Genomic DNA, 12985 nt, shown 5'->3' with positions numbered 1-12985 from the left:
AAACTCTGCCCCCAAAGCGCCGGCCAGTAGACGTTTCGGCGCGATGGACAGAAGAGAGTGAGTCATGGGCGCACAGTGGAAAGTCAAACATAAAGAAGCGGCATCCAATGCCAAGGGCAAGATCTTCGGCAAGCTGGTGAAAGAGATCACCATTGCCGCCCGCAACGGTGCCGATACTGCTACCAACGCACATTTGCGCCTGGTGGTGGAGCAGGCCAAAAAGGCCTCGATGCCCAAGGAAACCCTGGAACGCGCGATCAAGAAAGGCGCCGGTCTGCTCGGTGAGACCGTGCAATACCACCGCGTGACCTACGAAGGTTTTGCCCCGCACCAGGTGCCGCTGATCGTTGAATGCGTGACCGACAACATCAACCGCACCGTGGCGGAAATCCGTGTGGCGTTCCGCAAGGGGCAACTCGGCGCGTCCGGCTCCGTGGCCTGGGACTTCAACCATGTAGGCCTGATCGAAGCCTCGCCGGACAGCCCGGAAGCCGATCCGGAAATGGCCGCGATTGAAGCCGGTGCCCAGGATTTCGAGGCAGGCGAAGAAGAAGGCACGACCTTGTTCATCACCGAGACCACCGACCTGGATGCCGTGCAGAAAGCCTTGCCGGAGCAAGGTTTCACCGTGCTGTCGGCCAAGCTCGGCTACATCGCGAAGAACCCGGTAAGTGGCTTGAGCGATGAGCAGATGGCCGAAGTCGAAGCCTTCCTGGAAGGCCTGGACAACCATGATGACGTGCAGGACATGTTCGTCGGGTTGGCGGGTTGATTCTGATTTGATGTGAACCCGGTCCAAATGTGGGAGCGGGCTTGCTCGCGAATACGGTGTACCAGCCAAGTATCTATTGACTGACACACTGCATTCGCGAGCAAGCCCGCTCCCACATTGGGTTTAGTGGAGTTTGGAAGACTGCAACAAGCTTGTGATTTCCTCGAACCCAGGCCGGGCCAACACATCCGGCTGGCAGCAGTTGTCCCGCAAGGCTTCCAGTGCCACGCGCTGTTGCTCGTTCAACCCCGCATCAATCCTTTCCAGCAATTCCCCCAGCAACACCCCGAACGCCCTGACTTCGATGCGCTGCAACGCGCGGGTTTCCTGGCTGTCGACCGTGGCGTGAAACGACGCTGCACCAAAGTCCCCAAGCAGACATTCACCGGCTTCATTCCACAGAATGTTGTGGCCGTACAGATCACCGTGGGTGATGCCTTGCGCGTGTAGGTGCGCCGCCACCGAAGCGATGCCCCGGGCCATGCGCAGCGCCACATCCGCGCTGAAACGGGTGGTGGGCTCGTAGATATCCCGGGTGCACGACACCAGGCTCGGCAGGGCCGCGAGGTTGCGGTAGCTCGGTTCGATCAGTTGCATCACCAGCGCCGCCTGGCCTTGGGGATGCTCGACGACCCGGCCTTCCACCTTGATCAAATTGGCATGCAATCCGGCGGCAATGCAGGCATGCATTTCGTGCAACGGCGAGCCATCGCTGGTGATGCTGCCTTTGTACAGTTTGACCGCAACCGCCTTGGCCGGCCCGCCTGCCGGGGTCCAGGACGCCTTGCGGATGATGCCGGAGGCGCCTTCGCCCAACACTTCGCCCAGCACCAGCTCGGACCAGGGAATATTTGGCGTCGCGTCATGCCGGGCCTCTTCCACGGCCATCTCTACCGGATTACCGGCGTAGGCCAGCCAGGTCAGGCTCGGCAAGGCCAGCAACCAGTCCGGCAGGCGGGTCATGCGGTTGGAGGCGATGCGGATCAGTTCGAGGTTTTTGCACTGGGCGAGGCTTTGCGGCAACTGCTCCAGGTGGTTACCGGCCAGCATCAGTTTTTGCAGCAAAGGCCGTTCACCCAGTTCGTCCGGCAATTGGCTGATGTGGTTATCGGTGAGGATCAGCCAGCGCAGCAAGGGTGGCAGCGACGTCGCCGGGACACTGCTGATCTGGTTCGACTTGAAGCCGATCATGCTCAACTGCGCGCACTGGCCCAGGCATTGCGGCAGTTCGGTAAAGGCGTTTTCCGAACAGAACAGCACGCGCAAATGGGGCAGGCGGTGCAGGTCATCCGGCAGGCTGCTCAGGGCATTGCCGGTAAGGTTGAGGATTTCCAGGGAGTCGGCCAGGTCGAAGATTTCCCGGGGGAACTTGGTCAGCCCACAGCGCAGGTCCAGGCGTTTGATACCGGCCAGTTGGCCGGCCTTGAGTTGGGCAAGGGTATCCATGAACGGCGCGTCACTCGGCAATAGGGGCGTGAATGGCGCTCATGATAGCGGGTTGCGGCCCGATCTTCTGCAACTGCCCCAGGCGGCTGGCGGTGCGCGCCAAATCGATGGCCTGGCCGCTCAGGGATTGCTCCAGCGGCTGCTCGCCGATCAGCACCAATTGCTTGTCCTGGTCGTAGAGCACGTCCACCAGGTTGATGAACCGTTGCTGGGCGGCAATCGGACAGTCCGCCAGGTGCGGCAGGCCGTCGATGATCCAGCGTTCATAGTCGCGGCACAGCTGCAGGTAGTCCATGACGGCGGTCGGTTGTTCGCACAGGTCGCTGAAGGTAAAGGCAATGCTGCGGTCCTGGTGCCAGCGGGCAGTCAATTGCCGGGCTCCGACGGTCAGGCTGACCGGGGCCTGATCCGCTGACGGCAGGCCCAGGGCTTGGCGTTGCGCGGCAGTCCCCGGCCACACGAACTGGCCAGCGCTGAACCGCTGATCGCCATGGGCCTGGGCCAGGCTGCGAAAATCCTGGGGGGCGCTGACTTCCATGACGTCCATGCGCGCGCTGATCAGCTCGATCACCGGCTTGAACCGCTGATGGTACAAGGGGTTCGGCAGCAACCCGGCGGGCGGATAATTGGAGGTTACCAGCACCCAGACTCCACGCCGGAACAGGGCCTTGAACAGGCGGCTGATCAGCATCGCATCGCCGATATCATGTACGTGAAACTCGTCGAAGCACAGCACGCGGCAGCCATCGAGCAACTCATCCAGGGTCACGGCCAAGGCATCGCGCTGCTGGCGATGGGCAAACATTCCCTGGTGCAGACGGGCGAAAAAGTCGTGGAAGTGCACGCGCTGTTTCTCGGCAATCGGCAACGCCTGGAAAAAGCCGTCCAGCAACCAGCTCTTGCCCCGGCCGACGGCGCCGTGCAGGTACAGGCTGCGGGTAGGGCGCCCGGCCAGCAGATGGTCGGTTTGCCGGGCCATGGTCTCGATCACCTGTTGCTGGCTTGGGCTGAGGGTATAGCCCTGTTGCCGGGCCTTGCCCTGGAAGAATGCGCTGATACCGGGGGCGGCGGTGGTCGCCGCGGGTTTACCCAGCAACCGTTTGAGCAGGGGCGGTAAAGCAGCCAATGTCAGTCACTCTGTGTTTCGGTGGTCGCTCACTTTAGAGCGCCGGTTGCGGTTTGACCAATAGAGAAGCACGGCGCGAGCTATCTGGAAAAGGCATGGGTCAATGGATCCAAAACACCGACCTGACTGGCGGATTCCCTTCAAGTGACTAACCTCATACACAGCAGTCACCCCTGTATAAGGATTTGGGGCAGTGAAGGGACACGCAGTCTTGGCAATCATGAGCGCGATGCTCTGCAACACGGTTTATGGTGCACAGCTCCAGGTTGAGGTGCGTATCGACGTGCAGCGGGGGTGCCAGTTGGTCGGCACCACGCGTGAAGCAGGGATCGAGCAGCTCGGCGTACTGGATTTCGGCAGCGGCTCCCGGCTGGATGACCCGGCAGGCCCGTTGAGTGCAGCCTTGATCAGCCAGCGCCAGCCACGCCTGGAGTGCAACCCGGATACGCCTTATCAGATGCGTGTCGACGGCGGCCTGCATGGCGGCACCGGCGAAGTACGTTACCTGGGCGCTGCTGCCCCCTCGATCAAACCGATTCCCTATCGAATTTATGCCGATGCCGCACGCCGCATCCCCTTGGCCGTGGACGTACCGTTGAGCGGCCGCGTGCCCGATTCCGGCACGGTGGACTTGCCACTTTATGGACGCATCGAGCCGCTCAAGGAAATACCGGCCGTGGGGCGTTATTCCGACCTGCTCAAAGTGACGGTGACATGGTAAGCCGCGCCCTGGCCTGCATCGCGCTGGGCGGCCTGTTGCTCCTGGCCGAGGACGCCCAGGCGGCGGTCGCCGGGCAGATTCACGCACGGCTGGTGATCACTGCCAGTTGCCAGGTAAGCAAAGGCAACGACAGCGCGCCGGTGAGCCCGGATGGCGGCTCGGCCTTGCTGGATTTCGGCAGCCACGGACCCACCTGGGACAAGGGCCTGGGCGCCGGCATCAGTGATAGCGACAAGGCCGCGCTGGCGGTGTCCTGCAACCCGTCGGTGGTGAGCAGTTTCACCGTGACCATCGACGGCGGCGCCCACGGCGACGGCGTCACCCGGCGCTTGAGCAATGGCCGGCAAACCATACCGTATCGGCTGTCGGCCGATCCTGCGGGCCGAAGCACCTACAGCATCGGCCAGCAACGCAATTTCGTCGTGACCAAGGGCGCACAGGTACCGATCCCGGTATTCGGCTCGGTGGTGGCGAATACCAGGGCCCTACCGGCCGGCATCTACACAGACACCCTGACGGTGACTCTGGATTGGTAATTCATGAGGATGGACATCATGCATGCACTTGTATCTAAAGCAGTTCTCCCATTGGTCGCACTGGCCTGGGTATCGGGTGCCCAGGCGGCTACGACGGTCACCGGGCAGATCAGCTCCACGCTGATCCTGACCAACAGTTGCCTGGTCAACGGCGTGGGCGGCACCACCGGTTTGAACTTCGGTACGATCAATTTCGGTACCACCAACAGCCAGTTCACCACGCAGTCCGGCCAGGTGCTGGGTGGCGGTGGAGGCGCGTTGTCGATCCAGTGTTCCTCGGGCACCTCGCCGGTGATCACCGTGGGCGCGGGCTCCCATGACGGCCAGTCCACGGGCGGCACCCGGGCGCTGTACGACGGCGTGGCCAACTATGTGCCGTATGACTTCTACACCGACACCGGGCATTCGACGCTCCTGGCGATCAACGGAACCATCAACGTAGGCGCGAGCACGGGCGTTGCGCAAACCGTGAACATCTACGGCCAGGCCGTGGGCAAGGCAGGTCTGCCGGCGGGTACCTACACCGACACGGTGTCCGTGCAACTGACGTTCTAGTGCCATGAAGCGGGCCTGCTGGGCGACGCTGGCGGTCATCACGGGTTGGGGGATGCCGTTGTCGTTGCTGGCGGTGACCAGCCAGACGATCCAGGTCAGCGCGACGATTGCCGCAGGCTGCCTGGTGGTGGGCGGCGGCACGAACTACGGCAGCCTGGCGTTCGGCAGCTATTCGTCGTTGTCCACCAGCACGGTGTCGGTGGCGCTGAGCAGCGGGGTAACGCTGCAATGCACCCCGGGAGTCACCTTGAACATGAGCGTCAACGGCGGCTTGTACAACGCCAGTGGCCGGCACATGCAGCTCAATAGCGGCAGTGCTCAAGTGGCGTACCAGCTGTTTCAGGACGCGGCCCTGAGCCAGAGCCTGGGGATCAGTCAAAGCGTCAGCGTGGCCTACAGCAACGCGAACAATATAACCCTGCCGATTTACGGCCGGGTGGTGTTACCGGGTAATCAGCCTGGGGGGACGTACAGCGATGTGCTGCAGGTGCAGCTGTCCTGGTAAGGCGATTGGCATGAGGAGTGGAATCTATGTTTGCAGCTTCCCGGCGGTATTGGGTTGCGGGTTTTATCGGTCTGGTGGCGTTGGGCGGTGGGCAGGTCCAGGCTGCCAGTTCGGTGCTGATCTGGCCCATTGACCCGGTGCTGGAGGCCGATCAACAGGCCAGCGCCTTGTGGTTGGAGAACCGCGGTACAGAGACTGCCAACCTGCAGATCCGGGTATTTGCCTGGAGCCAGGGCGGGTTTGACGAGCAGTACCAGAACCAGCGCGACGTGATCGGCAGCCCGCCGGTGGCGAAGATCGAACCGGGGCAGAAGCAATTGGTGCGCCTGACCCGGACCCGGGAAGTGCCGCCGGGCCAGGAGTTGGCCTATCGGATCATCATCGACGAAATCCCCGCCGCCACCCCTGAAACCCCCGCAGCCGATGGCAAGACGGCCGCCGCCATCCGCTTTCAGATGCGTTATTCGGTGCCGTTGTTCGCCTACGGCGCAGGCCTGTGGAGCAAGGAAGATGCGACACGCCAGCGCGACCCCAAGGGCGCGGGCAAGCCTGACCTGAGCTGGAAAAAAGTCACCGTCGGCGGGCGCAACTATGTGGAGATGCGCAACCAGGGCGCGGTGCACGCGCGGCTCACCGATGTGGCGTTCAAGCAGGGCGGGCAGACCCGGCCGCTGGTTGACGGCCTGCTCGGCTATGTGCTGCCGGGCGCAACCATGCGCTGGCCGGTGCCACAAGGTGTCGCGGGCGATCAGCCGCTGCAGGTGCGAGTCAATGGCGCAACGCAACTGGAGAACCTTGCGCCGGGACGGTAACGCAATGGAATAGGGCATGGAGCAGCCCTTGGTCTTAACGGATGGAGATGTCCATTGATGGACACAATGCCTTGGTGAGCCATGGTCAGGCTCGTAGTCGATGGCGATCGGTGTGGGTGGTGGGCGGCCTGTCGGGCCTGGTGCTTGCGCCGCTTGGCGTGGCCGCGCCGTTGCCGCCGCCGCCCAGCAACATGGAGGCTGTTGCCGATGCACAGTTGTTCCTCGAACTGGTGGTCAACCAGATGGACACTGGCCGGGTGGTGGCCGTGGATCAGCGCGCCGGCGGCCTGTTTGTGCCGGCGGCCACCTTGCGGGACGTGGGCATGAAGCTGCCGGCCGAGATCACCACCGAGGTCGCGCTGGACCACCTGCCGGGCCTGCACACCGATTACGACAGCCAGGGCCAGCGCCTCATGTTGACGGTACCGCCGGCGTGGTTGCCGGCGCAGTTCATCGGCAGCCGCAACAACTACCCGCGCGCCCAGGCACTCACCAGTTTTGGTGCGTTGCTCAACTATGACGCTTACCTGAACGACACCGATGACGCCGGCACATACCTGGGCATTTTCAACGAAGTGCGGCTGTTCGATACCTGGGGCACCTTGTCCAATACCGGCCAATACCGCACCACCTTTGGCGGCCAGGCCAGCGGCAGCACGTTGAACAATGGCTACCGGCGCTATGACACCACCTGGCGCTTTTCCGACGATGAGCGCCTGCTGACCTACGAGGCGGGCGACGTGATCAGCAGCGCATTGCCGTGGAGCAGTTCGGTACGCCTGGGCGGGGTGCAAGTGTCGCGGGATTTCGGCGTACGCCCGGACCTGGTGACTTACCCCTTGCCACAATTTGCCGGGGAGGCGGCGGTGCCGTCGTCGGTGGACCTGTTCATCAATGGCTACAAATCCAGCAGCGCAGATCTGCAGCCGGGCCCTTACACCTTGACCAACGTGCCGTTTATCAACGGCGCCGGCGAAGCGGTGGTGGTCACCACCGATGCCCTGGGCCGGCAGGTGTCGACCACCGTGCCGTTCTACGTCACCAGTACGTTGTTGCAAAAAGGGCTGTCGGATTTTTCCGTGGCGGCCGGTAATTTGCGCCGCGACTACACCATTCGGGATTTTGGCTACGGGCCGGGCGTGGCCAGCGGCACGTTTCGTTACGGGGTGTCGGACTACTTCACCCTGGAAAGCCATGCCGAAGCCTCAGGCGACCTGACCCTGGGCGGGCTCGGCGGCAACGTGCGGCTGGGCAACTTCGGGGTGCTCAATACCGCCCTCAGCCAAAGCCAGTTTGATGGCGAGACCGGCCAGCAACTGAGCTTCGGTTATCAATACAGCAACCAGCGCTACAGCCTGTCATACCAGCGAGTAGAACGCCGCGACCAATACGCCGACCTGACCCTGGTCGACACGCCTTATGCGAGCCTCAGCAAGCGCAGCGAGCAGGTGACCCTGAGCCTGAACCTCAACGATTTCGGCAGCATCGGTGCCGGCTATTTCGATGTACAGGCGGCCGATGACTCCCGCACCCGGCTGATGAACCTCACCTGGAGCAAACAGCTGTGGCGCAACACCAGTTTCTATCTGTCGGCCAACCGTGAGGTCGGTGACAGCAACTGGGCCATGCAGGCGCAACTTGTGATCCCGTTCGACGTCTACGGGAGCCTGGCCTTGAGCAACGAGCGCAGCCAGGCCGGCGAAAGTCGCCAGCGGGTCAACTACAGCCGGGCGGTGCCGTCCGAGGGCGGCGTGGGCTACAACTTGGGGTATGCCAGTGGCGACGGCCCGGCCTATCGACAGGCCGACCTGACCTGGCGCATGCAGTCGGTGCAATTGCAGGCGGGCGTGTACGGCAGCAGTGACGCCGAGACCCGTTGGGCGGATGCCAGTGGCTCGCTGGTGTGGATGGACAATCAGGTGTTCACGGCCAACCAGGTCAATGACGCGTTTGTGGTGGTGAGCACCGACGGCTATTCCGGGGTGCCGGTGCTTTATGAAAACCAGCTGGTGGGTGAAACCGACCGCAACGGGCACTTGCTGGTGCCGTGGAGCAGCGCGTACTACCGCGGCAAGTATGAAATCGACCCGCTGAACCTGCCGGTCAACGTGCAGACCCCGAATGTCGAGCAGCGCGTGGCGGTGCGGCGCGGCAGCGGCTACCTGCTGGAGTTCCCGGTGCGCCGGGTGATCGCGGCCAGTATCACCCTGGTGGATGCCCGGCATCAGGACCTGCCCCTGGGCAGCCAGGTGCGTCATGAGCAAACCGGGGCGCGCGCGGTGGTGGGGTGGGATGGCCTGGTGTACCTGGAGAACCTGGCGGCCCACAACACCTTGCAAGTCACTGTGGGTGAGGGCCGTACCTGCCAGGCAACGTTCGACGTGGATATCAACGAGGAGCAGGTGCCGCTGATCGGGCCGCTGGTTTGCCAATGAGACAAGGAGTGTGGGTGTGCGGGTCAAGGAATGGATAGTTGGACTGCTGGTGCTGGCGGGCCTGGGTTTTTCGCTACAGGCAATGGCCGCGTGTTCGGCGCCGGGAGCTACGTCGCCGGCCAGCTTTGGCTCGATCAGTTCGATGACGGTGCGCACCGCTGCCCAGACCAGTTCCACCACCAACGCTGGCTTGAACTGCGGGGCCACGTTGATTTCGCTGCTGGCGGCGAGTGATCACTTCTATGCAACCATCACCTCGGCCACCAGCGGCATGGTCGGCCCTACCGGGGATGTCATCGGTTATACGATTTACGCCAATAACAGCACCAGTTACCCGATCAACCGTGGCACCCAGTTCGATTTCGGTGCGACGGGCATTGCCCAAAGCGTTGGCCTGGTTTCCGGGCCGGGCACGAAGACCTTGCCGCTTTACCTGAGATCGATCACCGGCAGCAACGTGGCTGCCGGCCTTTACACGGAGACACTCAGCATCGCCTGGGTCTGGAACTACTGCGCGGTGCTGGGGGTTGGGTCGCTGTGTGTCTTCCGGGATTCCGGCTCGGGCACCTCCTCCCTGACGGTCAGCATGACGGTGAGCAACGACTGTCAGATCACCGCGCCCAACATCAGCTTCGGCAGCGCGCCGGTGATCAGTGGTTTTTCCAGTGTGAACGGGCAAGCCACGATTGCCTGCACCAAGGGCAGTGCCTACACCGTGGGCATCAGCGATGGCCAGAACCCGGTGAGTGTGGGCGGGCAGCGGCGGATGATCTCGGGGAGCAATTTCCTCAATTACGACATCTTCAAAAGCGCCACCACCACTCGCTGGGGCAGCGTGACCACCGCCCGGCGCGCCAGCTCCACGGCTGAGGTGAACCCCGGGAATGGCCTGGGCACCGGCAGCCAGGTGTTCAACTACAACGCGGCGATCTATAGCAACCAGGCCACGCCGCCGGCCGGTACCTACGTCGATAACGTGGTACTGGATGTGGGTTTCTAGAACCGCATCGTCTGCTTGAGCATCTGTGTGGTCGAGGCGTCCTGCGGGCTGACCATCGCATAGTTGTAGCCCGCGCCCGACCAGTATTCGGCCTGCAGCCCGTCGGCACTGCGGCTGCCCCGGGGCAGGAACTTGTTTTCCGGGCCCGGCGGGCGGATATAGAAACTGATGCGCCGCCCTTGGGGGTCTTCATACAGCACCATGGCCGCCGCGCCTTGTTCGGTACTGAGCAGGCGCCCGCTTACCGCCTTGAACCCGGCCTGGCTCAGGTCCGGCAGGCGGTAGGCCTGGTTGAAATAACGGTCGAGCCAGCCTTGCATGTCGCCACCGCTTTGTACGTGGTAGTCGGCGGGCAGGATGCCGTCCTGGGCAAATAGGCGGTAGGCCTGCATCGCGTCGCTCATGGGCGCCATGCTCTCGAGCAGCGTGGCCTGGCGGGCCTGCCAGCCGCCGAGGCCGCCGACACTGACGGCAATCAACAGCATGGCGGCGGTTGCGAGATGGCGGCGTGACTGGCGCTTGACCCGCTGGCGAATCAGGGCCGGGTCCAGCTCGGGGTTGGCGGGTTGTTGCAGTGCGCCGCTCAACGATGCCCGCAGGTGCTGCGCGTCCTGTTGCCAGGCGTGCACCTGGGCGGCGACGTCCGGGTGGGCCGCCAGCCAGGTGTCGAGCTGGCGGCGGTCGGCGTCCAGGAGTTGGTGATCGACGTAGGCATGCAAATCGCGTTCGCTGGGAGGCAGGCTGATCATTTGAGTATCCGCAGGGCAGGGCTGGTGATTTCGCCGTCGCTGAGCTGGCGCAGGGCCTGGCGCGCGCGCGACAGGCGAGACATCACGGTGCCCACGGGCACCTCGAGGATGTCGGCGACTTCTTTGTAGCTCAAGCCTTCCACCGAGACCCACAGCAGCAAAGCGCGCTGTTCGGTGTTCAATTTGTCGAAGGCTTGCAGGGTCGATTGCGCGATGACGGTGCGCTCGACCGACGGCTGCGAATCATCGCGGCCGGTGAAAAATTCCAGCATGCGTGTGTACCGCCGGGAGCGCCGATGGGCGTCGAGGAACTGCCGGTAGAGGATCGAGAACAGCCAGGCGCGCAAGTCGCCTTCGAGGCGTTTGTCGGCCCAACTGATGATCGCGCGCTCAAGGCTCGCCTGCACCAGGTCGTCGGCGCTGCTGGTGTTACGCGTCAGGGACACGGCAAAGCGCCGCAACCTGGGGATGAGTTCACGTAACTGTTCGTCGAGTTCGTGCATGGGATTCTGGCTAGTCACTACGCTGGGACTAGGAAGACGTCCGGCGTTGAAGGTTATTCCAGGCCAATAAAAATAAACAGCAGGCCAGGGAATAGAGTGCGCTGGCGTTCGTCCCAAGTGTTCCGACCTTATGTTTCACCCACTCAAGGCCTTGGGCCCTGGAGTTATTTCATGGTAGATCACTCATCACCGCCCCGTCCGCCGTTGAGCACCGCAAGCCTGATAATTCGGTTGGCCAGCATCGGCGTGGTGGTTGCCGTCTTGGCCGGGGCGTTTGCCTACGTTAACGGGAGCCTCGACCCACAGCGGTTGCGTCCCAAAACCCTGGTCAATGCCTTGGAAACCAACAACGGCTTGCACCCTGGCTACCGGCGTAACCATGCCAAGGGCGTGTGCGTGGCCGGTTATTTCGAGAGCAGCCCCGAAGCGCGCCAGTATTCCAGTGCCCAGGTATTCAGCGAGGCGCGTACCCCGGTTATCGGGCGTTTTGCGCTGCCCAGCGGCAACCCGTATGCGCCGGACAGCAGCGTGCCGATCCGCAGTTTTGCCTTGCAGTTCAACTTGGCCAACGGCCAGCAATGGCGCACCGGGATGAACAGCATGCCGGTGTTCCCGGTGGGCACGCCCGAGGCCTTCTTCGAGATGCTCAAGGCCGGCGCACCTGACCCGGCCACCGGCAAGCCGAACCCGGCAGGCATGCCGGCGTTCTTCGCGGCGCACCCCGAGACCGCGCCGTTCCTGGCCTGGGTCAAGACCGCCAAGCCGTCTGCCAGCTATGCCACTGAAACCTATAACGGCATCAACGCGTTTTACCTGGTAAACGCCAGCGGCCAACGCCAGGCCGTGCGCTGGGGCGTCGTACCGCAAAGCCAGGATGCTGCGGGAGCCACGGCGCCCGCCGGCAGCGACTTCCTCGAAAAAGACCTGGCCCAGCGCCTGGTGGCCGGGCCGTTGCGCTGGCAGTTGAACCTCACCCTGGCCAACCCGGGCGACCCGGTGGATGACGCCAGCAAGACCTGGACCGGTGAGCACAAGGTGCTGAATGCCGGGACCCTGGTGCTGGACAGCAGCCAGCCGCAAATGGACGGTGATTGCCGTGACATCAACTTTGATCCACTGGTGCTGCCGAGCGGTATCGAAGCCTCGAATGACCCATTGCTGGCCGCCCGTTCGGCGGCGTACGCCAGTTCCTACCTGCGTCGCACCAGCGAAGTCAGCCAGCTGCACAGCGCCCCTCAGGAGTCGAAGCCATGAATGCCCAACCCCGGTTTTTCGCCCCGCTGGCGCGGCTGCTGCATTGGCTGATGGCGTTGATGATCATCGCCATGTTGTTTATCGGCGCGGGCATGGTGGCCTCGGTTTCCGAACGCCATGAGTGGCTGATCCACCTGCACAAGCCGCTGGGCATTGCGATCCTGGCGCTGGTGATCGTGCGCCTGGTGGTGCGTTTTTCCACGCGCCAGCCGCCGCTGCCTGCCGACTTGCCGCTGTGGCAAGTGCTGGCGGCCAAGGCCTCCCACGTGGTGCTGTATGCGTTGATGCTGGTGTTGCCGCTGCTGGGCTGGGCGATGATTTCAGCGGCCGGCGACCCGGTGATGCTCAGCAGTTCGGTGCAGTTGCCGGCGCTGGTGGGGGCGAATGCGCCGTTGTTTGCCGTGTTGCGCAAGGCTCACGGTTACCTGGCGTATTTGCTGTTTCTGACGGTGTTGTTGCACCTGGCGGCGGCGCTGTTCCACGGTTTGATCCGGCGTGACGGTGTGTTGCAAAGCATGACCGGCAGCAAGGACTGAAGCCTTCCCCGGCGGCGGTTGCTGTGAGGCAGCCG

At 63.3% G+C, this 12985-nt stretch carries 14 protein-coding genes; 10 read left to right on the top strand and 4 right to left on the bottom strand.

Annotated elements, in window-relative coordinates; all coding sequences use genetic code 11:
* Positions 1-64: 64 nt before the first annotated feature.
* Positions 65-772 (top strand): YebC/PmpR family DNA-binding transcriptional regulator, encoded by a 708-nt coding sequence (locus QF039_RS17880; RefSeq protein ID WP_102369528.1) that lies wholly within the window; start codon positions 65-67, stop codon positions 770-772.
* A gap of 123 nt (positions 773-895) precedes the next feature.
* Here the strand turns inward: QF039_RS17880 and QF039_RS17875 are convergent, their stop codons facing one another.
* Together QF039_RS17875 and zapE are read right to left on the bottom strand one after the other, a co-directional pair.
* The gene (locus tag QF039_RS17875; RefSeq protein WP_307519816.1) at positions 896-2218 is read right to left on the bottom strand and encodes a leucine-rich repeat-containing protein kinase family protein; all 1323 of its coding nucleotides are present in this window, start codon (positions 2216-2218) and stop codon (positions 896-898) included.
* Between the two features lie 10 nt (positions 2219-2228).
* A complete protein-coding gene (gene zapE / locus QF039_RS17870) occupies positions 2229-3344 on the bottom strand; it encodes a cell division protein ZapE (RefSeq protein WP_003212435.1) in 1116 nt (371 codons plus the stop codon).
* Between the two features lie 229 nt (positions 3345-3573).
* Here zapE and QF039_RS17865 point away from each other — a divergent pair, with 229 nt between their 5' ends.
* Genes QF039_RS17865 through QF039_RS17835 form a run of 7 tightly spaced genes read left to right on the top strand, consistent with a single transcriptional unit; the run spans position 3574 to position 9908 of the window.
* The gene (locus QF039_RS17865) at positions 3574-4065 is read left to right on the top strand and encodes a spore coat U domain-containing protein (protein WP_373462079.1); all 492 of its coding nucleotides are present in this window, start codon (positions 3574-3576) and stop codon (positions 4063-4065) included.
* Positions 4059-4601 (top strand): spore coat protein U domain-containing protein, encoded by a 543-nt coding sequence (locus QF039_RS17860; RefSeq protein ID WP_177009828.1) that lies wholly within the window; start codon positions 4059-4061, stop codon positions 4599-4601. The genes QF039_RS17865 and QF039_RS17860 overlap by 7 nt, the downstream gene beginning before the upstream one ends.
* A gap of 18 nt (positions 4602-4619) precedes the next feature.
* Positions 4620-5156 (top strand): spore coat protein U domain-containing protein, encoded by a 537-nt coding sequence (locus QF039_RS17855; protein WP_032898768.1) that lies wholly within the window; start codon positions 4620-4622, stop codon positions 5154-5156.
* Positions 5157-5160: 4 nt separating this feature from the next.
* The gene (locus QF039_RS17850; protein ID WP_008431486.1) at positions 5161-5661 is read left to right on the top strand and encodes a spore coat U domain-containing protein; all 501 of its coding nucleotides are present in this window, start codon (positions 5161-5163) and stop codon (positions 5659-5661) included.
* A gap of 26 nt (positions 5662-5687) precedes the next feature.
* On the top strand, positions 5688-6473 hold the full coding sequence (locus QF039_RS17845) for a molecular chaperone (protein ID WP_177029090.1): 786 nt from the start codon (positions 5688-5690) through the stop codon (positions 6471-6473).
* 41 nt (positions 6474-6514) lie between these two features.
* Complete coding sequence (locus tag QF039_RS17840) at positions 6515-8908, top strand: fimbria/pilus outer membrane usher protein (protein ID WP_307519810.1); 2394 nt, start codon at positions 6515-6517, stop codon at positions 8906-8908.
* A 16-nt stretch (positions 8909-8924) separates the two neighbouring features.
* Complete coding sequence (locus QF039_RS17835) at positions 8925-9908, top strand: spore coat U domain-containing protein (RefSeq protein WP_256579507.1); 984 nt, start codon at positions 8925-8927, stop codon at positions 9906-9908.
* Here the strand turns inward: QF039_RS17835 and QF039_RS17830 are convergent.
* A complete protein-coding gene (locus tag QF039_RS17830; RefSeq protein ID WP_301049166.1) occupies positions 9905-10657 on the bottom strand; it encodes an anti-sigma factor in 753 nt (250 codons plus the stop codon). The genes QF039_RS17835 and QF039_RS17830 overlap by 4 nt on opposite strands.
* Positions 10654-11160, bottom strand: a complete 507-nt coding sequence (locus QF039_RS17825) for an RNA polymerase sigma factor (protein ID WP_003212456.1) — start codon at positions 11158-11160, stop codon at positions 10654-10656. The genes QF039_RS17830 and QF039_RS17825 overlap by 4 nt, the downstream gene beginning before the upstream one ends.
* A 171-nt stretch (positions 11161-11331) precedes the next feature.
* Here QF039_RS17825 and QF039_RS17820 point away from each other — a divergent pair, with 171 nt between their 5' ends.
* Positions 11332-12414 (top strand): catalase family peroxidase, encoded by a 1083-nt coding sequence (locus QF039_RS17820; RefSeq protein WP_307519806.1) that lies wholly within the window; start codon positions 11332-11334, stop codon positions 12412-12414.
* Positions 12411-12950: a cytochrome b gene (locus QF039_RS17815; protein ID WP_003212459.1), complete on the top strand. Its 540-nt coding sequence runs from the start codon at positions 12411-12413 to the stop codon at positions 12948-12950. The genes QF039_RS17820 and QF039_RS17815 overlap by 4 nt, the downstream gene beginning before the upstream one ends.
* Positions 12951-12985: the final 35 nt, after the last annotated feature.

The sequence above is a fragment of the Pseudomonas sp. W2I6 genome (genome assembly GCF_030815935.1).
GTDB lineage: Bacteria > Pseudomonadota > Gammaproteobacteria > Pseudomonadales > Pseudomonadaceae > Aquipseudomonas.
This window is presented reverse-complemented; position numbering and strand designations above follow the sequence as displayed.